Consider the following 23,157-nt stretch of genomic DNA (forward strand, 5'->3'; position numbering starts at 1 on the left):
CAGGGCGTCGGGAAGCAGCGGAGGAAACGGAAGTCGTGGGGAACAGAAGGCGCGCACCTGAGCGCGGCAGGACGAAGCCCGCCGTCATCGGCGGGGTGGTCGCCGTTGTCGTCGGCGGTGCGGGGCTCGGCGGCTACGCCCTGTACGGCGGTGGTGGCGCGTCGGCCGACGCCGGTTCGTCCGCCGGGGCGAAGCCCGTGAAGACCGGACCGCTGTCGGCGGCCGAGGTGAGCTCCACGGCCACCGCGTTCCTCACGGCCTGGCAGAGCGGTGACGTGCGGAAGGCCGCCGCCGCGACGAACGACACCAGGGCGGCGGCCGCCCTGCTCACCGGCTACGGCAGGGAGGCGCGCATCAAGGATGTGACACTCACCGCCGACACCGCCAGCACGGCCGACACGGTCAAGAAGCGCTCCGGCGGCACGGGCGGCTCCCGCGACACCGTCCCGTTCTCCGTCAAGGGCACGGTCGCGTACAAGAACTTGTCCGAGCCCCTCGCGTACGAGTCCGAGCTGACCGTCGTACGCCGTGAGGAGGACGGCAAGCCGCTGGTCGACTGGCACGCGGCGGTCGTGCACCCGGAGCTGGAGGACGGCGACAGGCTGGTCACCGGCGAGGCCGGGACGCCCCCGGTCAAGGCCCTGGACCGGGACGGCGGCGAGCTGACGGCCGCCGGGTACCCCTCGCTCGGGACGGTCCTCGACGGCCTGCGGGAGAAGTACGGCAAGAAGGCCGGCGGCAAGGCGGGCGTCGAGCTGCGGGTCGTCCGCGCCGGGTCCGGGGACGGCGCGGACTCCGAGGACGGCAAGGGGTCCAAGACCGCCGAGAGGATCAAGGCGGCCGGCGGCAAGAACCCCGACAAGACGCTGCTGGAGCTGAGCGAGGGCACGCCGGGCACGGTGCGTACGACACTCAGCCCGGCCCTCCAGGCCGCCGCCGAGAAGCAGGTGGCGGCGAAGCCCAGGGCGTCGGCGGTGGTCGTCAAGCCGTCGACCGGCGAGATCCTCGCCGTCGCGAACTCGGGGCACGGCTTCAACACCGCGTTCCAGGGCTCCCTGGCCCCCGGCTCGACGATGAAGATCGTCACGGCCTCGCTGCTCATCGAGAAGGGGCTCGCCTCGACGAACAAGGAGCACCCCTGTCCCAAGTACTCGACGTACGGCGGCTGGAAGTTCCAGAACGACGACAAGTTCGAGATCAAGGACGGCACGTTCAAGGCGAGCTTCGCGCGCTCCTGCAACACGGCCTTCATCAGCCAGGCCAAGAAGCTGAGCGACGACGACCTGACCAAGCAGGCCCAGCAGGTGTTCGGCCTCGGCCTGGACAACTGGGCCATCGGGGTGCCGACCTTCGACGGCTCGGTGCCGGTGCAGTCGCAGGCCCAGATGGCGGCCTCGCTGATCGGCCAGGGCGGGGTGCGGATGAATCCGCTGAACATGGCGTCGGTCGTCGCCACGGCCAAGACGGGTACGTTCCGCCAGCCCTACCTGGTCCCTCCGGCGGTCGACGACCGGACCCTCGCGACGGCGCCCCGCTCCCTGTCCGCCGGTACGCGGGCCCAGCTCAAGGAGCTGCTCCAGTACACGGCGGCGGCGGGCACGGCGGCCGAGGCCATGGCGGGGCTCGGTCCCGACTTCGGGGCCAAGACCGGTTCCGCGGAGGTCGACAACCAGAAGAAGCCCAACGGCTGGTTCACGGCCTGGAAGGGCGACCTGGCGGCCGCGGGCGTGGTCCAGCAGGGCGGCCACGGCGGCGAGGCGGCCGGCCCGATCGTGGCGGCGCTGCTGAAGGCCGGCAGCTGATCCGCCTCACGAGCGGCTGATCCGCCTCACGAGCGGCTGATCCGCCTCACGAGCGGCTGTCCCGGACCGGTCCGGTCCACCGGACCGGTCAGCCGGCCACCGGCGTCGCCGTGTACGTCCGGCGCAGGAAGCGGATCAGCGTCCTCGTGTCGAACTGCACGACCACCACCCCCCTCGCCGAGCGGAACTCCATGACGGCCTGGGCCCGGCCGCAGGGCCAGATGCGTACGTCACCGGCGGCGGCCGGGTCCCGCAGCCCCTGTTCGAGCAGGTCGCGGGCGAAGACCCACTCGTGGCGGCCGGGCAGCACGACGCGCACCCGGCGGGGGTCGGCCTCGGGGTCGTAGCGGAGGGCCACCGGCACGGCGGGCGGATCCTGCGCCTCGTCCGTCACGATGTGGGCGCGCGCGTACTGCTCAACGACGGACATCGATCGCTCCCTCCTTGTGCGTATTACCCACTAATGTCGCACATTTCCCTCTACTCGCCTCCACGTGAGTCGTAGTCGCATTCGGGTCCACCTCGCTCTTGCAAGCTGTTCGCATTAGGCCACTATCATCGAACGGTTATGGCCAGCAGGTCTGCCCCCGGAAGCGGAGCCCTCCATGCACGTTCCCGACGGATTCATCAACGCCCCCGTCTCCGTGGCAGCCGGCGTCGTGGCCGCCGCGGCCGTCGCGGTCGGCCTGCGCGGGGCACGGCATGAGTTGGAGGAGCGCGCCGCCCCGCTCGCGGGGCTGGTCGCCGCGTTCATCTTCGCCGTGCAGATGCTGAACTTCCCGGTCGCGGCCGGCACCAGCGGACATCTGCTCGGAGGCGCGCTGGCCGCGATACTCGTGGGCCCCTTCACCGGGGTCCTCTGCGTCTCGGTCGTGCTCCTCATGCAGGGCATCCTCTTCGCGGACGGCGGCCTCACCGCGCTGGGCGTGAACATCACGGTCATGGCGGTCGTCACCACGGTCGTGGCCTACGCCGTCTTCCGCTCCCTCGTAAAACTCCTGCCCAGGAAGCGCCGGTCCATTACCGTCTCGGCGTTCCTCGCCGCGCTGATCTCCGTGCCGGCGGCCGCCGCGGCCTTCACCCTCGTGTACGCGATCGGCGGCACCACGGACGTCCCGATCGGGCGGGTCCTCACCGCGATGGTCGGCGTCCACGTCCTGATCGGCATCGGCGAGGCCGCGATCACCGCCCTCACGGTCGGCGCCGTCATCGCCGTACGGCCGGATCTCGTGTACGGGGCCCGCGGGCTGACCGCGCCGCTGAAGCTGCGGGTGAACGGTGAACTGGTCGACACCCCCGCCGGAGCCGCCCCCGCCACCGGGCCCGCCCCGGCGGCCGCCGCCCGGTCCCACCGCAAGGTGTGGCTGGCCGGACTCGCCACCTCGCTCGTCCTCGCCGGTGTCGTCAGCTTCTACGCCTCGGCGAGCCCCGACGGCCTGGAGAAGGTCGCCGCCGACAAGGGCATCGACGCCGAGGTCGAGGACCACGCCGCCGCGGACTCCCCGCTCGCCGACTACGGCGTCGAGGGACTCGGCGACGCCCGGATGTCCGGCGGCCTCGCGGGCGTGATCGGCGTGGGCGTCACGGTCGTCGCGGGCACGGGCGTCTTCTGGGCCGTCCGCAGGCGCCGTACGCCCGACGCGCAGGCCGGTCCGGGTTCGGCGCAGGCCGGTCCGGGTTCGGCGCAGGCCGGTCCGGGTTCGCCGCAGGCCGGGAAATCCGTCTGACATGGGCGCGGGTCACGCGCACCGGCTCTACCGGCCCGGGCACTCGCCCGTGCACGCCCTGCCGCCGCACACCAAGCTCGCCGCCGTCCTCGCCTTCGTGCTGGTCGTCGTGTCGACCCCGCGCGAGGCGATGTGGGCGTTCGGGCTGTACGCGCTGCTGCTGGCGGCCGTGGCGTACGCGGCCCGCGTCCCGGCCGGTTCCGTACTGAAGCGGCTGCTGGTCGAGGTGCCGTTCGTGGCCTTCGCCGTGCTGATGCCGTTCGTGGCGCAGGGCGAACGGGTCGACGTGCTCGGCCTGTCCCTGAGCGTGAACGGCCTGTGGGGCGCCTGGAACGTGCTGGCCAAGGGCACGCTCGGCGTCGCCGCGTCCGTGCTGCTCGCCTCGACGACCGAGTTGCGCGAGCTCCTGCTGGGCCTCCAGCGGCTCCGGCTGCCGCCCCTCCTCGTACAGATCGCGTCCTTCATGATCCGGTACGGGGACGTCATCGCGGACGAGATGCGGCGGATGCGGATCGCGCGGGAGTCGCGCGGCTTCGAGGCGCGGGGCGTCCGGTCCTGGGGCGTCCTCGCCAAGTCCGCGGGCGCCCTCTTCATCCGCTCCTACGAGCGCGGGGAGCGGGTGCACCTCGCCATGGTCAGCCGGGGGTACACCGGTTCGATGCCGGTGATCGACGAGATGACCGCGTCCCGGGCGCAGTGGTCGTACGCCTTCGCCCTGCCGGCCGCCGCGCTCGTCGTATGTCTGCTGGGATGGACCCTGTGACCCCTGTGCCCCCTGTGACTCCTGTGCCCGGCTCTTCGACCGGTTCCGCGGCCCCCGTCCCCTCCCTGGAGGTGGCCGGGCTGGCCTTCGCCTATCCCGACGGGCACCAGGCCCTCTTCGGGGTGGACTTCACCGTCGGGCGGGGCGAGCGGGTGGCGCTGCTCGGTCCGAACGGCGCCGGCAAGACGACCCTCGTGCTCCACCTCAACGGCATCCTGACCGCCGGGGCCGGGACCGTGACGGTCGCCGGGCTGCCCGTCGGCCGGCAGCACATGGCGGAGATCCGGCGGAAGGTCGGCATCGTCTTCCAGGACCCGGACGACCAGCTCTTCATGCCGAGCGTCCGCGAGGACGTGGCCTTCGGGCCGGCCTCCGCCGGGCTGAGGGGGCCGGAGCTGGAGGCGCGGGTGCGCACCGCGCTGGAACAGGTCGGCATGGCGGCCTTCGCCGACCGCCCGCCGCACCACCTCTCCTTCGGTCAGCGGCGCCGGGTGGCCGTCGCGACCGTCCTGGCGATGGAGCCGGAGATCCTCGTCCTGGACGAGCCGTCGTCCAACCTCGACCCGGCCTCGCGGCGCGAACTCGCGGACATCCTGCGTTCGCTGGACGTGACCGTGCTGATGGTCACGCACGATCTGCCGTACGCCCTCGAACTGTGCCCCCGCGCCCTGATCCTCAGCGAGGGCGTGATCGCGGCGGACGGCCGGACCGGCGAGCTGCTCTCGGACGACGACCTGATGCGGGAGCACCGCCTGGAACTGCCGTTCGGCTTCGATCCGCGCTCGGTGACAATGGGCGCGTGAGAAGCGCGACGCGTGCGCGGCGCGACGGGAGCGGTGAGGGGTACGGACGTGGTGGACGTGAACGGCACGGTGGCCGAGGGCTTCGAGCCGGTCAGGGAGGCGTTCGTACGGAACTTCGACGCGCTCGGGGACCGGGGCGCGGCGGTCGCCGTGTACCGGGACGGGCACAAGGCCGTCGACCTGTGGGCCGGGACGAAGGACTTCGACGGCGGTACCGGTACGGAGCCCGCGGAGCCCTGGGAGCACGGCACCGCGCAGATCGTGCGCTCGGCCACCAAGGGGGTCGCCGCGGCCGCGCTGCTGCTCCTGCACCAGCGGGGCCTGCTGGACCTGGACGCGCCGGTGGGCGAGTACTGGCCCGAGTTCAAGGCGGCGGGCAAGGAGCGGATACCGGTGCGGCAGGTGCTCTCGCACCGGGCCGGACTGCCGGTCCTGGACCGGCCGCTCACCGCCGGGGAGTCGCTGGACCCGCTGCGGGGCGCCGAGGCCGTCGCACGCCAGGCGCCGGTGTGGGAGCCGGGTACCGCGCACGGCTACCACGCGCTGACGTACGGCTGGCTGACCGGTGAGCTGGTGCGGCGCGTCACGGGCGCCGGCATCGGTGACTGGATCGCCCGGGAGATCGCCGGGCCGCTGGGCGCGGACCTGTGGGTCGGGCTGCCGGAGCGGGAGGCGGGGCGGGCCGGCCGGGTGGGCCGGATCGAGACGCCGGGGACGGGCGGCGACGGGGCGCTGCGGGCGCGTCCGAAGCGGTCGGTGGTGGCGGCGTACGAGGACCCGGACTCGCTCACCCGCCGGGCCTTCGCCGCGATCAGCCCGTTCCCCGACCAGAACGACCCGGCGTACCGGGCGGCCGCGCTCCCCGCGACGAACGGCATCGCGACGGCGGACGGGCTGGCCCGCTTCTACGCGTCCCTGATCGGTGGGGTCGAGGGCGGCGGGGTCGGGGGTGGCGGGGTCGGGGGTGGCGGCGCCCGTCTGTTCACACCGGAGACACTGGCGGCGGCCCGCACGGAGGAGTCCGCGGGACCGGACCGCGTCCTGGTCGTCAACACCCGTTTCGGACCGGGCTACATGCTCCACGGCCCGGCCTCGCCGTTCCTGGGCCCCGGTTCCTTCGGCCACCCGGGCCGCGGCGGCTCCCTGGGCTTCGCCGACCCCGAATCGGGCATCGCCTTCGCCTACGTGACCAACGGCTTCCGCAAGACGGTGACGGCGGACCCGCGGGCCCAGGCGCTGGTACGGGCGGTACGGGCCGCGCTGTCGTCGTAGCCGACGCGGTCGGCCCCGGGCGACGCCGTCGGTCCCGGCGGCCGCGGTGCGCACCGACATGTCGATCGGGCTGGCCATGGAAGGCTCAGGCTAGCCATGGAAGGCGGGGATACTTAACATCGGTGCACGGCGGGCCCGGAGGTCTCCCGCCACCCCGTGTCCCACTCGGACCGCGCGCTCGGGAGATCCCGGTGGCAGCAGCAGACGCGTACGCCCGGCTCGCCGAGACCGTCGAGCGCCTCGCACACGCGGCGGGAAGCTCGAACAGTGGGCTGTGATGATCGCCCGGACCGAGACCGGCAGTTGACGCCCCCGACGCGGACAGGGTGCCCACCGTGACCATGAGGAATCCCCGGAGAAGATCCTTCACGGGGAAGCGGGGGCGGACCCGCACGGAGACGCGCCGCCCGGCCGGCGCCCTGATCGATCCCGTCCGGGTGCCGTCACCCGCGGACCCCGAGGTCCTGTTCGACACTCCCGCTGCTCTCCGTCACCGAGGACGGCAATCGTGATCAACTACCTCAGCTGCGGTGTGCTGTGGTTCGGCCTGTCGGTGAAGTTGTCCGACCTGGTGCGCGACCGGCGCAACCCTTTCCTGCGCACCATCTGCGCCGTCATGGCCCTGGCCGGTCTGTGTTTCCTGCTCGGCGCCCCTCCCACCGTGGGAGCGGTCAACCGCATCACCAACGTGCCCAACCTGGCGGCCCCGCTGACCTACGCCGCCATCACCGCCTACAGCGCGTCGTCGCTGGTCCTGATCGTCCACTGGCGCGGCGGGCCGAACGTGCGCCGTACCGCCCGCCGCTGGGTCCTCGGCTACGCGCTCGTCCTGGCCGGCATCGCGGTGACGTTCGCCGCGGGAGACGCGCCCGTGGAGCGCCGCACCGACTTCGACACCTACTACGCGACCACCCCGTTCGTCTCCGTGATGATCCTGCTCTATCTGCTCGCCCATCTGACGGCTGTCACCGTGACCGCCGTGTGGTCGCTCAACTGGGCCCGGGAGGTGCGGGGCCGGCTGCGGGCCGGCCTCCTCACCCTGGGGGTCGGCACCGTGGTGAGCGCGGGCTACAGCGTCTCCAAGCTGGCGGCCGTGGTGGCCCGCTGGTGCGGGCAGGACTGGTCGGCGCTCGGTACCCGGCTCAGTCCCGGGCTCGCCGGCCTGGGAGCGGTGACGACGGTCGTGGGCATCCTGATCCCCCTGGTCGGCCAGGCACTGGCGCTGTGGCGGCGCTCCTGGCGGTCCTTCGTGCGCCTGGAGCCGCTGGACCGTGAGCTGGACGAGCTGCTGACCCGCCGCGGCCTGCGGCTGCGCCGCCCGCCCTGGGCCTCTCCGGCGGTACTGCTGACATGGCGCCGGACCAGCATCAACAACGGGCTGCACCATCTCCTCGACGGGTGGTCCGACCGCGGTCTGTACGAAGCGGTGTTCGGGGCCGCCCTGCGGAGCACCGGCGACCGGCGGAAGGCGGACGCCGCGGCCTGGGCCGCGGTCATCGTCGCGGCGGCGCGGGCCGAACGCGAGGGGCGGCGGCCGTCCCAGGACGGCCGCATGGCGGGGCGCCTTCCCGAGGTCGCCGGTCTTGAGGACATATCCAGGGCGCTGACCGCGTCCGACCGGCCGGCCGCGGGCTCCAGGGCCGTCGAGGGCGTCGTATGAGACGTGCCGCGTGCGCCGCGCGTACCGCATGTGCCGCCCGGTACCGCATGTGCCGCGCGGTACGCCGCCGACGGCATCACGTGATCGAACACGAGGAGAGTCATGCGGAGAGCTGTCGTCATCGGAGCCGGACTGGGCGGAGTGCTCGCGGCGGCGGCCCTGTCCCCGTACGTCGACGAGGTCACCGTGGTGGAGCGCGACGACCTGCCCGGGGGCCCCGAACACCGGAAGGGCGTTCCCCAGGGCCGGCACGCGCATCTGCTGATGCCCGGCGGCCTGGCCGCCATGGAGGACCTGCTCCCCGGTGTGAACGTGCGGGAACACCTGCTGGCCGCGGGCGCCCACGCGATCTCCCTGAGCTCCGGCGCCGTGGTCCTGACCCCGGAGGGCTGGTTCCACCGCTGGCGCCACAGCGCCCACCACATGATCACCTGTAGCCGGGCCCTGCTGGAGTGGGCGGTGCGCACGGCCGTCCTGCGGCACACGGGCAACGTCGAGATCCGTCGGGCGCAGGCCCTCGGCCTGATCGGCGACCCGCACCGGGTGAGCGGCCTGCACCTGCGGACCGCGTCCGGCCGGGCGGAACTGGCCGCCGATTTCGTCGTCGACACCAGCGGGCGCGGCTCACGCGTCGTGCGGTGGCTGGAGGACCTCTCCCTCACCGGCATCGAGGAGAGGACGGTCGACTCCGGCCTGGTCAACGCCACCCGCCTCTACCGCGTCCCGCCGGGCGCCGAGCACTTCCCCCTGACGATGGTGCAGGCCGACCCGTACACCGGGCGCCCCGGGCGCAGCGCCGTGATCGTGCCCGTCGAGAACGGCCACTGGATGGTCAGCCTCGCCGGCTCCCGCGGCGGCGAGCCCCCGGCCGACCCCGAAGGCTTCCTGCGGTACACCCTGGGCCTGTCCCATCCCATCGTCGGACAGCTCATCTCCCGCGCCCGGCCGGTCACCGACGTCGCCGTCAGCCGCAGTACCAGCAACGTCCGCCGGTACCTGGAGAAGTCCCGCACCTGGCCGGACGGCCTGCTCGTCCTCGGTGACGCGCTGGCGACCTTCAACCCGGCCTACGGGCAGGGCATGAGCGTGGCCGCGCTCGGCGCCCGGGCCTTCAGCCGTCAACTGCGGCGCACCGGCGTCCTCGCCCCGGGCCTGGCCCGCACCGCGCAGCGCGCCGCGGCCGCCCACGTGGAGGCGGCGTGGAGCCTGGCCGTGAGCCAGGACGTGCTGTACCCCGGGGTCCGCGGCGGCGCGCCCACCGCCGCGGACCGCCTCGCGGCCCGCTACACCCGGCGCGTCATGAGAGCCGCGACCGGCTCCTACCGGGTGGCCTCCGCGCTGTGGGACGTCACCGGCCTCGAAGCGGGCCCCGCCCGGCTGCTGCGTCCCTCGACCGTGCTGGCCGCCCTGAGCGGCCCTCCGCTGCCCCCGCTGTCCGGTCCCCCGCTGACCGCCCGGGAACGGCAACTGCTGCGTGCGCTCGACGGCGTCCCCGACGGGCGGACGGGATGACGCGCACGATCACCTGATCCGTTTCAGCGAGTTCGACGAGGCGAGCGAGCTGAACTCGTGCGGCGGCACGGTCGGCGACCATGATGCGTGGCGCTGCCTCATGGATGATCACCTCGTACGGGATGCCACCCACGCCCTGGAGGAACACCTTGCGCTGCATCCGGTGGCGTACGCGCAACTCCAGCTCGTGCTCCGGAAGTTCGGGCACACGGTAGGCATAGACGGCGCGGGCGTACTCCTCAGTCTGGAGGAGGCCGGGAATATAGAGGAATGGACCTCCCGCAGGGACTTGGCATGGTGTTCCAGCTCGGCGAGATCGAGGAACGGCGGGGACAGCGCCCCTCGGTACTCCTCCCACCAGCCGCGTGTCCGGTCCGTGGCCATCGCGACCAGGGCATCGATGAACTCGTTGTCCGCACACGCGTAATGGGACGTGAGCTGGCGCAGGCGTTCCTCGCTCACCCCCGTGAGACCTGACTCGATGTGGCTGAGCTGGACAGGGTTCACCCCCAGCAGCGATGCCGCTCTGCGACCGCCGCCGCCGTCTGACCCTTGCCGGGACGGTGCCGGGGTGACCGGCGGGGTCACCCCGGCGCCTCGTCACCCCGTCACCCGGCCTGCTCGCGGAGGTCCGCCAACGTGCCGCCCGCGTGGGCGATCAGGGTCTTCGGGTCCATGGGGAAAACCGCGTACGGAGTGCCCGCCGCGGCCCACACGACGTCGTGGTCCAGCAGGGCGCGGTCCGCCAGTACGCGGGTCTTGCTGCGGTGTCCGAAGGGGGGCACGCCACCGATCGCGTAACCCGTCGCCTCCCGGACCAGGTCCGCGTCGGCGCGGGTCACCTTCCCGGCGCCCAGTTCCTGGCGTACGAGCTCCAGGTCCACGCGGGACGCGCCGTCCATGAGGACGAGGACCGGGACGCCGTCCGCCGCGAAGACCAGCGACTTGCAGATCTCGCTGAGGTCGCAGCCGAGTGCGGCGGCGGCCTCGGCGGCCGTACGGGTGGCGTCCGGGAAGCGGCGGATCCGTGGCCCGAGGTCGTCGAGGCCGAGGGCGCCGAGGGCTTCGGCGAAGCGGGGGTGGGCGGCGTTCGGCTCTTCTGCGGCGGTCATGGAGGGCACGCTAGCCGGTTCCCGGTGGGGGCCACATCCCGATTGCGTGCGGCGGGGCGGCGGCGAGGCGGCTCGATGGCGGACGGTACGGGGAGCCGAACGGGGAGGGGCCGCGCCGGGCGTCCAGCAGCCCGTCGGGCGAAAAGGAACCACGTCGGGAAATCCGGAAGCCGAATGAATGCGGGTCTCCGGCACGGCGGAAAAGCGTCAGCACGAAGACGCGGCCGCATCACTGCCGCCGCTCATCGGCGTGAATACGCGCATTCCCCCTCCCGCCGGTGGGAACCGGTAAGAGGGGGACGCGTGGTTACGCCTATCCCACGTTCCCCCAAGCCTTCCAGACACAGCCCGACAGGCCGTCCTCGGGGCCGACCAGACAGATCCGGAACCAGTACATCTGGTCCTCCTTGAGGTTGTGGCTGCCACCGTCGGACTCCCGCGCGATCTTCGGCACACCGTCGGAGCCGTTGTCGCGAAGTGTGTAGACCCGGTCGCCACGCAGGGTCGGGCTGATGTACTCGTACACGTAACCCTGGGCCGCGTGGCCGTCGTTCGCCTGCTGGTCGCTCACCGTGACGACGTCCCCCTCGGTGCGGAACTCAAGGCGTCCGCCAGGCCTGCCATCACTCGTCTCGACGGCGTGGGTGGCCAGGACGCCCGGGGTGGTCGGCGCCGAAGCAGCACCGCTCCCGGTATCCGCGGCGGCATGGGTGGACATGGCCGCCACCATCCCGAGAGCGGCCATTGAAATCCCCGCCCGACTCCGGATTTTCTTCACCGTGATCCTCCTCCTTCTGTCCCATTCGCATTCCGGTCTCCCGGAAGGCCGATATACATCTCCGCCTCTCCGGTCGACGACTTGTACGGTAAAACCTCCTGCGCACTGGAGGTTCAAGTACTTGTGACGCAAGACACATGGAGCATCGGAGAGTTGGCTTCGTCGACGAATCTGCCGGTGAAGACGGTCCGTTATTACTCGGACAGCGGACTTCTGCCGGAGGCCGGGCGCAGCGCGGGCGGCCATCGCCGATACGGTGCGGACGCCCGGGAGCGTCTGCAACTGATCCGGCGGTTACGGGCCCTGGACCTGCCGATCGCCACGATCACGCGAGTGGTGAACGGTGAGGTGCAGCTCGCCGAACTGGTGGCGGGTGAACTGGAGGAGGTGCAGTCGCGGCTGGACCGGCTGCGCTGGCAGCAGGCCACCTTGCAAGCGCTGGACGACTGTTCCCAGACGGAGCGGCTACGGCGTCTGGAGGTGCTGGCGCGGGTACAGAGACTGCCGCACGCCCACGACGACCTGCTGCGGACCTGGGAGACCATGCTTCCCCGGTCCCTCCCTCGCAGCCTGGCCGCCGCGGTCGTCGCGCAGGCGGTTGCGGATCCGCCGCGCGAGCCGACACCCGAAACGGCGCTCGCCTACGCGGAGATGCACGTGCTCGCCGCGCATCCGGGCTTCCCGAAGTACTACGCCGCTTCCCACGCGCGGGACAAGGCGTCGCTGTACGCGGAGTTGGTCGACGCCTGCGAACTGGCCCATGACGCCCTGGCACGAGGACTGGCCCCTCGGCCGGGGGCAGCGCTGGACGCCTTCGCGGGCGCGTGCGCACGAGGCCGGGGCGAGACGGACAGTCCCGGTTTCCGGGTTCTCCTGGCGGACGCCCTGCGCTGGACCGTCCCGCTCTTCAGCCGCTACTGGCGGCATTTCGCCACGGTGACCGGGGCCGGCCGATCCACCGAGGGCGCGGCGCACAGCTGGTGCGTGGCCGCGCTTTCGGCCACCGGCCCGGTCCCGGCGTCGTAGAACCGGTCCGGACGACCACGCGTCCCGAACGGGCGGCCGGCAAAAGGAGCCGGTGAGGGCCGCCCGTCCCCACGGAGCCCTCACCGGCTGGTTGTGACGGGTGTCCGGCTGCGCGTCAGGCGCGGGCCAGTTCCCTGTCCTCGTCGTCCTCGTCCGTGTTCCTCGGGTCGTCGTCGAGGGTCCTGAGGCTCTCGCCCTCCACGTCGACGTTCGGGAGCGCGCGGTCCAGCCACCTCGGGAGCCACCAGGCCCTCTTGCCGAGGAGGGCCAGGACCGCGGGGACGATCGCCATGCGGACCACGAAGGCGTCGAAGAAGACGGCGATCGCGAGGCCGAAGCCGATCATCTTGATCATCGAGTCGCTGGCGCCGATGAAGCCGCCGAAGACCGCCATCATGATGACCGCGGCGGCCACCACGACCCGGGCGCTGTGCCGGAAGCCGGTGACGATCGCCTGGCTCGGGGACTCGCCGTGGACGTACGCCTCCCGCATGCGGGTCACGAGGAACACCTCGTAGTCCATCGCGAGGCCGAAGACCACGCCCACCATGAAGATCGGCATCATCGACATGATCGGGCCGGTCTCCTCGACGCCCATCAGACCCGCCAGCCAGCCCCACTGGAAGACGGCGACGACCGCGCCGAGCGCGGCGAGCACGCTCAGCAGGAAGCCGAGCGCCGCCTTGAGCGGGACCAGGACGGAGCGGAAGACGACGATGAGGAGGAGGAAGGCCAGACCGACCACCAGGGCCAGGTACGGCAGCAGTGCGTCGTTGAGCTTCTGCGAGAAGTCGATGTTCATCGCGGTGGTGCCGGTGACCAGCACCTTCGCGCCCGTGTCCGCCTCGACGGCGGCGCCCTGGCCGCGGATCGCGTGCACCAGGTCCTCGGTCTGCGCCGAGGACGGCTTGGAGGCCGGGATCACGGTGATCGTCGCGGTGTCGCCGGCCTTGTTGGGCACCGGCGGGGTGACCGTCACGACGTTTTCGAGACCCTTGATGCCGTCGGTCACGTCGCCGAAGGCGGCCGTCGGGTCGTCGCTGTCCTTGGCGTCGACCACGATCATCAGGGGGCCGTTGAAGCCGGGTCCGAAGCCCTCCGACAGCAGGTCGTACGCCCGGCGCTGGGTGGTGGACGTGGGCTGCGAGCCGTCGTCGGGCAGGCCCAGTTCCAGCTGGGAGGCCGGTACGGCGATCACGCCCAGGCCGACCGCGCCGAGCAGCAGCACGGCGGCCGGGCGGCGGATGACGAAGCTCGCCCAGCGCGTGCCCATGTTGGGCTTCACCGGCCCGGTGGCCTTCTCGGACGAGGCCGTCTTCTTGGTCCTCTCGCCCGCCGGGCGGATCTTCCTGCCCGCGTAACCGAGCAGTGCCGGGATCATCGTCAGCGCGATGAGGACGGCGATCACGACCGTGCCCGCCGCGGCGAGGCCCATCTTGGTCAGCATCGGGACGTTGACGACCGCCAGGCCCGCCAGGGCGATGACGACCGTGAGGCCCGCGAAGACCACGGCCGAGCCCGCGGTGCCGGTGGCGCGGCCCGCCGCCTCCTCGTGGTCGCGACCCTCGGCCAGCTCGGCCCGGTAGCGGGTCACGATGAACAGCGCGTAGTCGATGCCGACCGCGAGGCCGATCATCAGCGCGAGGATCGAGGTGGTGTCGCCGAGTTCGAGCGTGCTGGCGAGGGCGGTGATGACGGAGACGCCGATGCCGACGCCGACGATCGCCGTCAGCAGCGGAAGTCCGGCCGCGATCAGGGAGCCCAGGGTGACGACGAGGACGATCGCGGCGAGGGTGAGGCCGATGATCTCACCGGCCATGCCCATCTCGGCCCCGGCCTCCAGCGCGTCGCCGCCGACGTCGACGGTCAGTCCGGCGGCCCGGGCGTCGTCACCGGCCGTCTCCAGGGCGTCCCTGGTCGAGTCCGCGAGTTCCATGCCGGGGACGTCGTACTTCACCGACGTGTAGGCGACCGTCCCGTCCTTGCTCACGGCGTTGGTCGTGAACGGGTCGGTGACGGAGGCGACCTCGGAACCGTCGCCCAGTTCCTCGACGGTCTTCCCGACGATCGCCTTGTTCTCGGCGTCCGTCATCTTCTCGCCCTCGGGCGCCTTGAAGACGACGCGTCCGGTCGCGCCGTCGGCGCCGGCGCCGGGGAAGCGCTGCTCCAGCAGGTCGAAGGCTTTCTGCGCCTCGGTGCCGGGGATGGAGAAGGAGGTGGTGCCCGGGGCGGGCGCGGAGGCCGCGCCGACACCCGCGAGCGTCAGCAGTGCCACCCATATCAGGACGGCGAAGTGGCGCCGCCTGAAGGCGGTCCGGCCGAGTTTGTAGAGGAACGTGGCCACGAGGGCGTACTCCCGATCAGGTCGGTGGCGGCCGGCGGTGGCGCCGGCGTCAGGGCAGGGACCATCGGCCCGACGACGTGAGCGGTCTCGTCAGGTGCACGTGCGTGGGGAGGTGTGCGTGATGGGTGAGGGGTGGGAACTGGAGGTCGGGGGAGATCAGGCGACGAGGGCGGGGAGGACCACCGCGTCGATGTACGAGGACAGGAAGGTCTGGGTCGGTGGCTCGTTGTCGATCATCGTCCGGGCCACGAAGGCACCGATGACCATGTGCAGCACGTAGTCGACCGCGGGGTTGTCCGCACGGACCTCGCCGCGGTCGACGGCACGTCGCACCACTTGGCGCATCGCTTCCATCTCCGGCTCGACCAGCCACTCCCGCAGGGCGGCGAGCAGGTCGGGGTTCGAGTGCACCGCCATGCCCAGGGCCCGCATCAGCGCGGAGTCCTGCTCCATCCGGCAGTCGTCCTGGCGGATGATCAGCAGGTGGAAGTCACCCCGCAGGGAACCCGTGTCCACACCGGAGATGTCGACCGGCTTGTGGTGCCGGATCGCCTTCACCACCAGCTCAGCCTTGCCGCCCCACTGGCGGTAGAGGGTGGCCTTGCTGGACCGGGTGCGGGCCGCCACGGCGTCCATGGTCAGGGAGTCGTAACCGACCTCGCGGAGCAGGTCGAGCACGGCCTCGTACAGCTCGGCCTCGCGCTCGGGCGTGATCCGGCTGCGACGCGTCGTTGCTGTCTCAGCCATCCAGCTCACCGCTCCCACTCGAACGAAACTGTTTCGTACGCTTACGAAGATACCCCGGTAAGCAAGCGAAACGAAACCGTTTCGTACGTGTGCTGGGTCACGTAACCGCGGCAACCACGAGTTGCCGGGCCCCGCCCACCGGAAAAGCATGGGTGGGTGAGTGACGAGCGCGCGCACGAGCACGAGTACCCCACCGGGTCCGGGAGCAGGCCCGGGACCGAGGGGTATCTGCGCTTCCCGCACGTCGGCGGCGGCCGCCTCTGCTTCGTGGCCGAGGACGATCTGTGGGTCGCCCCCCTCGACGGGACCGGCCGCGCCCGGCGGCTCACCGTCGACCGTACGAAGGTGGGGCACCCCCGCTTCTCCCCCGACGGACGGCACATCGCGTACACGTCCTGGCGCAGTCTCGTCCCGGAGATCCACCTCGCGCCCGTGGACGGCGGTCCGGCCCGGCGGCTCACCTACTGGGGCAACGCCGACACCCGGGTCTGCGGCTGGTCGCCCCCCGACCGGGACGGCTCCTGCGACATCCTCGCCGTCGCCTCCCACGGCGAGCCCTTCTCGTACTTCACCTGGGCCTACAGCGTGCCCGTCGGCGGCGGGCCCGGCCGCAAGCTGCCGTGGGGTCCCGTCTCCGACATCGCCGTCGCCGACATTGCCGGCGAACGCAGAACGCTGCTGCTCACCGGTACGCCCCCGCACGAGCCCGCCGCCTGGAAGCGTTACCGCGGCGGTGCCACCGGGCGGCTCTGGCTGCACGGGCAGCGCCTCCTCGACGGCCTCGGCGGGCATCTGCACGCGCCGATGTTCGTCGGCGGCCGGATCGTCTTCCTCTCCGACCACGAGGGCATCGGCAACCTGTACTCGTGCCGGTACGACGGTTCCGGACTGCGGCGCCACACCGACCACGACGCCTTCTACGCCCGGCACGCGTCGAGCGACGGCACCCGGGTCGTCTACCAGTGCGCGGGCGACCTGTGGACCGTCGACGACCTGTCCCCCGGCGCGCGGCCCCGGCGCCTGGACGTACGGCTCGGCGGTCCGCGCGCGGGGCGGCGGCCCTACCAGGTGCCGGCCGCCCAGCACGTCGACGGCGTCTCCGTGGACGAGACGGGCCGGGCGAGCGCGGTCGTCGTACGCGGCAGCCTGTACTGGCTCACGCACCGCGACGGTCCGGCGCGCACCATCGCGGACACGCCGGGGGTCCGCGTCCGGCTGCCGGAGATGCTCGGTCCGGGCGGGCGGGTGGCGTACGTGACGGACGCGGCGGGCGAGGACGCGGTCGAGATCGCGTACCTGCCGCGGGCGTCGGGCACCCGCGCGCCGCGCCGGCCGGCCTGCGGCGCGCTGGGCCGCGTCCTGGAACTCGTCGCCGATCCGGCGGGCGAGCGGCTCGCGATCGCCTCGGACGACGGCCGGCTGCTCCTCGTCGACGTGCCCGCCGGGGGAGAAGCTGCCGCCGGCACCGTCGTGGAGCTCGTCCGGTCCGTCAACGGGCCCGTGCGCGATCTCGCCTTCTCCCCCGACGGTACGTGGCTGACCTGGTCGCACCCCGGAATCGGCCGCACGCTCCGGCGGATCAGGATGGCGCGGATCCCCGGGCCGGGCGCGCCCGTGATCGTGGACGTCACCAACGGCCGCTTCGAGGACGAGAACCCGGTCTTCACCCGGGACGGCCGCTACCTCGCCTTCCTCTCCTGGCGCGGTTTCGACCCGGTGTACGACGTCCACACCGGCGACCTCTCCTTTCCGCTGGGCTGCCGCCCCTATCTCGTACCGCTGTCCTCGGCGACCCCGTCCCCGTTCGCGCTGACGCCCGAGGGCCGGCCGGCGGCCGGGGGCCTGGACCCGGCCGGGGACGACACGGGCGCGGGCACCTCCGGTCCGGGCGCCTCCGGCCCGGACGACGGCGGGGGCGACGGCGAGGACGACGGCGAGGACGGCGGCCGGGGCGCGGCGGGAAGCGCCGTGACCGTCGAGACCGAAGGGCTGGCGAGCCGGGTGACCCCCTTCCCGGTCACGGCTTCCAAGTACTCGGCGCTGTACCCGGTCGCGGGCGGCGGTCTCGTCTGGCTGCGCTGGCCGATCTCGGGGGCGCTCGGTGAGACCTTCGCCGACCCGGACGACACCAGCGGGCGGCCGACCCTGGAGCACTTCGACCTCTCCAGGGCGAAGAAGTCCGAACTCGTCGAGGACCTGGACTGGTTCGCGCCCAGCGGTGACGGCAGCCGGCTCGTCGTGGTGGACGAGGGGGAGCTGCGGGCCGTTCCGTCCACCGAGTCGGGCGACGGCGACACGACCGTCTGGATCGACCTGCGCCGCATCCTGCACGAGGTCGACCCGGCCGCGGAGTGGCGCCAGGCGTACGCCGAGACGGGCCGCCTCGTCCGGTCCTACTTCTGGGAACCGGGCATGTGCGGCATCGACTGGCCGGGGATCCTGGACCAGTACCGCCCGCTGGTCGAACGGGTCGCGTCCCCCGACGAGTTCGCGGACCTGCTCCGCGAGGTGCTGGGCGAACTGGGCACCTCGCACGCGTACGTCTCCGCCGCGCGCCGCGACGAGGGTCCGCCGCACTACCAGCGGCCCCAGGGGCTGCTGGGCGCGAACTTCGTGTGCCGGGACGGCGGCTGGGCCGTCAGGCGCATCCTGCCCGGCGACTCCTCCGACTCCAAGGCGCGTTCACCGCTGGCCGGTACGGGCATCCGCGAGGGTGCGCTGCTCACGCACGTGGACGGCCGCCCGGTGGACCCGGTCACCGGTCCGTTCCCGCTGCTCGCGGGGGCGGGCGGTACGACCGTGGAGCTGACGTTCGTGCCGGCGGAGGGCGCGGGACAGGCAGAGGGTGCGGGGCGTGCAGAGGGTGCGGGGCGTGCGCGCCGGGTCGCGGTGGTTCCGCTCGTCGACGAGCGCCCCCTGCGCTACCAGGACTGGGTGGCCAAACGCCGCGAAGTGGTACGGCGGCTGAGCGACGGCCGGTGCGGTTACCTGCACATCCCGGACATGGGCGGCTCGGGCTGGGCGCAGTTCAACCGCGACCTGCGCATGGAGGTGTCGCGCCCCGCGCTCATCGTCGACGTACGCGGCAACGCGGGCGGCCACATCAGCGAGCTGGTCATCGAGACGCTCACCCGTACGGTCATGGGCTGGGACCTGACCCGCAACGCCCAGCCGGTGTCGTACGCGTCCAACGCCCCGCGCGGCCCGGTGGTCGCCCTGGCCGACGAGATGACCTCGTCCGACGGCGACATGATCACCGCGGCGTTCAAACTGCTGGGGCTGGGACCCGTGGTGGGCCAGCGGACCTGGGGCGGGGTCGTCGGTATGACCGGCCGCCACGATCTGGGCGACGGGTCGGTGATCACGGTGCCGATGAACGCGGCCTGGTTCTACGCGTACGGCTGGGACGTGGAGAACCGCGGTGTCACGCCCGACCTGGAGGTGCTGCGCACACCGCTGGACTGGGCGGAGGGCCGCCACGCCCAGCTGGACGACGCGGTCCGCCTGGCCCTGACCCTCCTGGCCACGCACCCCGCCGCCACCCCGCCCCCCTGCACGGACGTCCCCGACCGGTCCCGTCCCGCCCTGCCGCCCCGCCCTTGAGCCCGCCCGCCCCGACGAGGCGACGGCAGAGAAACGTGGGGTGCCCCGGAGAAGCAGGGACACCCCACGTCGGTTCCGGCCGGGGCCGGACGTCAGCGCAGGCTCAGACCTCGAAATCTTCCAGCCGCTCCCGCACACCCGCTTGGCGCCGCGCCCCCTCGGACGGCACCCGACGCTCAATGCGCTCGGGCCGCTCGGCCCGCTCGGAGCGTTCAGGACGCTCGGACCGCTCGGACCGCTCGGAGCGTTCAGGACGCTCGGACCGCTCCGGCCGCTCACGGTCCGGACGCTCCGAGCGCTCCGGACGCTCGCGCTCGGGCATCTGCCCGCGCTCGTTCATCTCGTCGCGGCGCTCACCGAACTTCTGCTTCGCGTTGCGCTGGAAGTCGTCGGGCTTGTCCTGGAACTGGTCCTTCACGGTCATGGGTCCACTCCTGTTTGTGGATGAGGGGGTCGGACCCGATCAGAGTGACACGCCCGGACATAACGCGCATTTCGCACAGTCACGATCGGTGACGCACGGTGTCGACCGCCGTGCCGGGCGCCGTGCCGGGCCTTGTGCCGGCCACCGCGTCGCCCGCCGCGTCGCCCGTCGCGCCACGCGCGCTCTCGTCGGCCGCGCCGCCGGCCCCGACGAGCCCCGTCCCCACGTTCGAGAGCCGCGGCGCGAACCGCCGCATCTCCCGCTGCCCGACCGTCCCGATGAGCGCCGGGAGGTACCCGCGCACCCCCTGCATCCCCCGCAGCCACCACTGCCCGTACACATGGGCGGCCCGCCGCTCGATCCCGGCCACGAGCCGGTCGACGGCCGGCCCGAGCGGGTACGTCCGGTTGGCGGGCCACGGCAGCCGCTGCCGCAACTCCCGCATGACGTCGTCCTGGTCGGCCCCGCGCACCATGTCCGTGTCGGTCCACGACAGGTACCCGACCCCCACCCGTACGCCCCGGTACCCGACCTCGGCCCGCAGACTGTGCGCGTACGCCTCGACGCCCGACTTGGACGCGCAGTACGCGCTCATCATCGGCGCGGGCGTGATCGCGGCGAGCGAGGCGATCTGCAGCAGGTACCCGCGGCTCTCCATGAGCGCGGGCAGGAAGGCCCGGGCGGTGACGGCCGACCCGATGAGGTTCACCTCGACGACCCGCCGCCAGGCCACCGGATCGGAGTCGACGAAGGGGCCGCCGTTGGCGACACCCGCGTTGGCGACGACGATGTCGACCTTGCCGAACCGCTCCTTCACCTCCCGCGCGACCTCCGCCATCGCCTCGTGGTCGGTGACGTCGGCGTGCCAGTACCCGCTCTCGCCGTGCAGCCGCTCGGCGACGCCCTTCAGCTCCGCCGGTTCCAGACCGACGAGCGCGACCGTGGCGCCGCGGGCGGAGAGCTTGCGGGCGAGGAGTTCCCCGACGCCCCGCGCGGCCCCCGTGACGACGGCGACCTGTCCTTCGAGACCGGCCCTGTTCATACGCCCTCCTTGTTCGCCCTGCTCGTCGCGTACGTGGTGACCAGGTGCCGTATCCGGGCGGTGACCAGGTCGGGGGCCTCCACCGGGGTCATGTGCCCGATCCCGGGCAGCTCGGTGGAGCCGACGCAGTCCGGGAGCGCGGCGACCAGCGAGCGCGCGTGCACGGCGGGCGTCAGCCGGTCGGCCGTGCCCACCACGACCTCGGTCGGCACGGTCAGCTCCCGTACCGCGTGGTCGAGGTCGAGCAGGTCGAGCACCTTCGACCAGGAGTGCCGCACCCGCCGGGGGCACGCGTGCACGATCCGCGCGCACGCCTCGACCATCGCCGGCGCCGAACCCGGGCCCATCGTCCCGTACCTGAGGATCCGGCGGGCGAGCGGTGTGACGGGCCCGAGCGGCGCCCGCGACCCGAGGACCCTCTTGGTGAGCCAGGTCCGCGTCCGCCCCGCCCGCATCGGCAGTATCAGCGACTCGGCGACCAGCCGCGAACTGCCCGTGCTGCACAGCAGTACGGCGGCGGCGTGTTCCCGGAACCCGGCCCGTCCGGACGCGGCGATCAGCGTCATCCCGCCCATGGAGTGCCCGGCCAGGACCGCCTTCTCGCCCGGTGCGAGGGTGGCCGCCAGTACCGCCTCCAGGTCGTCGGCGAGCGCGTCCGTACTGCACACGGGGTTGGCCGGACTGCGCCCGTGCCCCCGCTGGTCGTACACGATCACCCGGTGGTCGGCGGCCAGGGCCCGTATCTGCGCGGCCCAGAAGGCGGTCGAGCACGTCCAGCCGTGCGCGAGGACCACCGCGGGGGCGGCCGGGTCGTCCGCGGCTCCGTGCACCTCGACGTGCAGCCGCGCCCCGTCGGCGGAGACCGCCGTCAGCTCGCGCGCGGCGGTGGGCGGCGCGTAGGGGCCGGAGACTTCCTTCGTCAGTCGGCTCATGCCTCCGCCTCGGCCTTCTCGTCGGACTTCCGCTCGGCCTTCTCCTCGGCGCGGCGGGCGGGGTGCGCGGTCGCCTCCGGCACGGACACGGGTACGGGGTCCGGCGCGGCCGGTGCCGGTGCCGGTGGGCGGATCAGGTCGTACTCCGTCAGGTCGACGCGCCGGGTGGCGCCGCGGAACTCCGTGGTCGTCCCCGGCCAGACCGTCGTGTTGACGCCGTTCTCGTCGAGGTACCAGCTGGTGCAGCCGCCGGTGGACCAGACCGTGCGCTTCATGCGCTCCTGGACACGGCGGTTCCAGGCGTCGACCGCTTCGGGCCGCGCGTCGAGGGCGGCGCGTCCGCCGAGCGCGTCCAGCTGCCGTACGTAGTCGGCCAGGTAGTTCAGCTGGGACTCGATCATCAGGATCATGCTGGAGTTCCCGAGGCCCGTGTTGGGCCCGATGATCGTCATCCAGTTGGGGAAGCCGGCCGCGGTCGCGCCCCGCAGCGCCTTCATCCCGGACGACCACGCCTCGGCGAGCGTCCTGCCCCCGGCGCCGACGACCCGCTCCGCGATGGGCATGTCGGTCACGTGGAAGCCCGTACCGAAGACGATCGCGTCGACCTCGGCCTCGCTGCCGTCGGCGGCGACGGCGGTGGAGCCGCGGATCTCGCGCAGTCCGCTCGCGACCACGTCCACATTGGGCTGTGCGAGGGCCGGGTAGTACGTGCTGGACAGCAGGATGCGCTTGCAGCCGATGCGGTAGTCCGGGGTGAGCCTGGCCCGCAGCGCCGGGTCCTTGACCGCCCGGAACATGTTCCGCCTGGCGAGCTGCTCGACCACGCCCAGCGCGTCGGGATACTTCGTGAACGCGTGCACCTGGAGCTCCCGGATGCCCCACAGGAGGCCGCGCCGGAGCTTGGCGGTGGCGGGGAGCGCCCGGTGCAGCGACCGCTCCGCCCCGCTGACGGGCCGGTCCATGCGCGGCATCACCCAGGGCGGGGTGCGCTGGAAGAGGGTGAGCTTCGCGACCTCGGGCTGGATCGCCGGCACGATCTGGATGGCCGAGGCGCCGGTGCCGACCATCGCGACGCGCTTGCCGCGCAGGTCGTAGTCGTGGTCCCAGCGGGCCGAGTGGAAGACCTTGCCGGGGAACGTGTCGAGCCCCGGGACGTCCGGCACCTTCGGGTCGGAGAGTGGTCCGGTGGCGGACACGACGAGGTCGGCGGAGAGGGTTCCGCTGCTGGTCTCGATCACCCAGCGCAGCCGCTCGGCGTCCCAGGTCATCAGCTTGACCTCGGAGTCGAACCGCAGGTGCGGCCGCAGCCCGAAGACGTCGGCGACGTGCTCCAGGTAGGCCCGGATGTGCTGCTGCCCGGAGAAGGTGCGCGGCCACTCGGGGTTGGGCGCGAACGAGAAGGAGTACAGGTGGGAGGGCACGTCGCAGGCGCAGCCCGGATAGCTGTTGTCCCGCCAGGTCCCGCCCACGCTGCCGGCCCGTTCCAGGACGACGAAGTCGGTGACGCCCTCGCGGCGCAACCGCACGGCGGCGCCCAGCCCTCCGAAACCGGAGCCGATCACCGCCACCCGTACATGTTCGTGCTCGGTCATCCCGATGCCTCCATGCCG

General features: G+C 72.6%; 18 protein-coding genes and 1 pseudogene. 9 read left to right on the plus strand and 10 right to left on the minus strand.

Annotation, left to right across the window (positions count from 1 at the left end):
- Window positions 1-35: 35 nt before the first annotated feature.
- Window positions 36-1,802, plus strand: a complete 1,767-nt coding sequence (locus KM933_RS14635) for a penicillin-binding transpeptidase domain-containing protein (RefSeq protein WP_221352156.1) — start codon at window positions 36-38, stop codon at window positions 1,800-1,802.
- Between the two features lie 88 nt (window positions 1,803-1,890).
- On the opposite strand, the gene KM933_RS14640 is transcribed toward KM933_RS14635, so the two are convergent.
- The gene (locus KM933_RS14640; RefSeq protein WP_221352158.1) at window positions 1,891-2,232 is read right to left on the minus strand and encodes an SsgA family sporulation/cell division regulator; all 342 of its coding nucleotides are present in this window, start codon (window positions 2,230-2,232) and stop codon (window positions 1,891-1,893) included.
- A gap of 175 nt (window positions 2,233-2,407) precedes the next feature.
- Here KM933_RS14640 and KM933_RS14645 point away from each other — a divergent pair, with 175 nt between their 5' ends.
- The 6 genes from KM933_RS14645 to KM933_RS39305 all read left to right on the plus strand — a co-directional run bounded on the left by KM933_RS14645 (window position 2,408) and on the right by KM933_RS39305 (window position 9,539).
- On the plus strand, window positions 2,408-3,529 hold the full coding sequence (locus KM933_RS14645; RefSeq protein WP_221352159.1) for an energy-coupling factor ABC transporter permease: 1,122 nt from the start codon (window positions 2,408-2,410) through the stop codon (window positions 3,527-3,529).
- Window position 3,530: 1 nt separating this feature from the next.
- Complete coding sequence (gene cbiQ, locus KM933_RS14650) at window positions 3,531-4,292, plus strand: cobalt ECF transporter T component CbiQ (RefSeq protein WP_221352162.1); 762 nt, start codon at window positions 3,531-3,533, stop codon at window positions 4,290-4,292.
- The gene (locus tag KM933_RS14655; protein ID WP_260333557.1) at window positions 4,280-5,095 is read left to right on the plus strand and encodes an energy-coupling factor ABC transporter ATP-binding protein; all 816 of its coding nucleotides are present in this window, start codon (window positions 4,280-4,282) and stop codon (window positions 5,093-5,095) included. The genes cbiQ and KM933_RS14655 overlap by 13 nt, the downstream gene beginning before the upstream one ends.
- A 51-nt stretch (window positions 5,096-5,146) precedes the next feature.
- Complete coding sequence (locus KM933_RS14660; RefSeq protein WP_221352362.1) at window positions 5,147-6,367, plus strand: serine hydrolase domain-containing protein; 1,221 nt, start codon at window positions 5,147-5,149, stop codon at window positions 6,365-6,367.
- A 508-nt stretch (window positions 6,368-6,875) separates the two neighbouring features.
- Window positions 6,876-8,027 carry an MAB_1171c family putative transporter gene (locus KM933_RS14665; RefSeq protein WP_308013393.1) on the plus strand — a complete coding sequence of 384 codons (1,152 nt, stop codon included), beginning with the start codon at window positions 6,876-6,878 and terminating at the stop codon, window positions 8,025-8,027.
- Window positions 8,028-8,129: 102 nt separating this feature from the next.
- Entirely contained in the window at window positions 8,130-9,539 is a 1,410-nt protein-coding gene (locus KM933_RS39305; RefSeq protein ID WP_260333558.1) for an FAD-dependent monooxygenase, read from the plus strand.
- Here the strand turns inward: KM933_RS39305 and KM933_RS14670 are convergent.
- From KM933_RS14670 to KM933_RS14680, 3 genes and pseudogenes are all read right to left on the minus strand, one after another.
- A pseudogene (locus KM933_RS14670) lies at window positions 9,532-10,127 on the minus strand (DUF5753 domain-containing protein); the annotation flags it as partial. The gene KM933_RS39305 and the pseudogene KM933_RS14670 overlap by 8 nt on opposite strands.
- A gap of 20 nt (window positions 10,128-10,147) precedes the next feature.
- Complete coding sequence (locus tag KM933_RS14675; protein ID WP_221352166.1) at window positions 10,148-10,651, minus strand: YbaK/EbsC family protein; 504 nt, start codon at window positions 10,649-10,651, stop codon at window positions 10,148-10,150.
- A gap of 313 nt (window positions 10,652-10,964) precedes the next feature.
- The gene (locus tag KM933_RS14680) at window positions 10,965-11,369 is read right to left on the minus strand and encodes a hypothetical protein (RefSeq protein WP_221352168.1); all 405 of its coding nucleotides are present in this window, start codon (window positions 11,367-11,369) and stop codon (window positions 10,965-10,967) included.
- Between the two features lie 213 nt (window positions 11,370-11,582).
- Between KM933_RS14680 and KM933_RS14685 the strand changes: the two genes are divergently transcribed.
- Complete coding sequence (locus KM933_RS14685) at window positions 11,583-12,455, plus strand: MerR family transcriptional regulator (protein ID WP_221352171.1); 873 nt, start codon at window positions 11,583-11,585, stop codon at window positions 12,453-12,455.
- Window positions 12,456-12,570: 115 nt separating this feature from the next.
- On the opposite strand, the gene KM933_RS14690 is transcribed toward KM933_RS14685, so the two are convergent.
- Entirely contained in the window at window positions 12,571-14,799 is a 2,229-nt protein-coding gene (locus KM933_RS14690; protein WP_221352173.1) for an MMPL family transporter, read from the minus strand.
- Window positions 14,800-14,955: 156 nt separating this feature from the next.
- Window positions 14,956-15,546, minus strand: coding sequence for a TetR/AcrR family transcriptional regulator (locus KM933_RS14695; RefSeq protein ID WP_221352175.1), 591 nt, complete (start codon window positions 15,544-15,546; stop codon window positions 14,956-14,958).
- 228 nt (window positions 15,547-15,774) lie between these two features.
- On the opposite strand from KM933_RS14695, the gene KM933_RS14700 reads away from it, so the two are divergent.
- The gene (locus tag KM933_RS14700) at window positions 15,775-19,149 is read left to right on the plus strand and encodes a S41 family peptidase (protein ID WP_260333572.1); all 3,375 of its coding nucleotides are present in this window, start codon (window positions 15,775-15,777) and stop codon (window positions 19,147-19,149) included.
- Between the two features lie 103 nt (window positions 19,150-19,252).
- Here KM933_RS14700 and KM933_RS14705 read toward each other — a convergent pair whose 3' ends face one another.
- The 4 genes from KM933_RS14705 to KM933_RS14720 form a co-directional block, all read right to left on the minus strand.
- Window positions 19,253-19,573: a hypothetical protein gene (locus KM933_RS14705; protein WP_221352178.1), complete on the minus strand. Its 321-nt coding sequence runs from the start codon at window positions 19,571-19,573 to the stop codon at window positions 19,253-19,255.
- Between the two features lie 79 nt (window positions 19,574-19,652).
- On the minus strand, window positions 19,653-20,615 hold the full coding sequence (locus KM933_RS14710; RefSeq protein WP_221352180.1) for an SDR family oxidoreductase: 963 nt from the start codon (window positions 20,613-20,615) through the stop codon (window positions 19,653-19,655).
- Window positions 20,612-21,547: an alpha/beta fold hydrolase gene (locus KM933_RS14715; protein WP_221352182.1), complete on the minus strand. Its 936-nt coding sequence runs from the start codon at window positions 21,545-21,547 to the stop codon at window positions 20,612-20,614. Before KM933_RS14715 ends, KM933_RS14710 begins: the two co-directional genes overlap by 4 nt.
- Window positions 21,544-23,139, minus strand: a complete 1,596-nt coding sequence (locus tag KM933_RS14720) for a flavin-containing monooxygenase (RefSeq protein WP_221352184.1) — start codon at window positions 23,137-23,139, stop codon at window positions 21,544-21,546. Before KM933_RS14720 ends, KM933_RS14715 begins: the two co-directional genes overlap by 4 nt.
- Window positions 23,140-23,157 lie beyond the last annotated feature (18 nt).

It is taken from the genome of Streptomyces beigongshangae (assembly GCF_019710745.1).
In the GTDB taxonomy this organism is placed as follows: Bacteria; Actinomycetota; Actinomycetes; order Streptomycetales; family Streptomycetaceae; genus Streptomyces; species Streptomyces beigongshangae.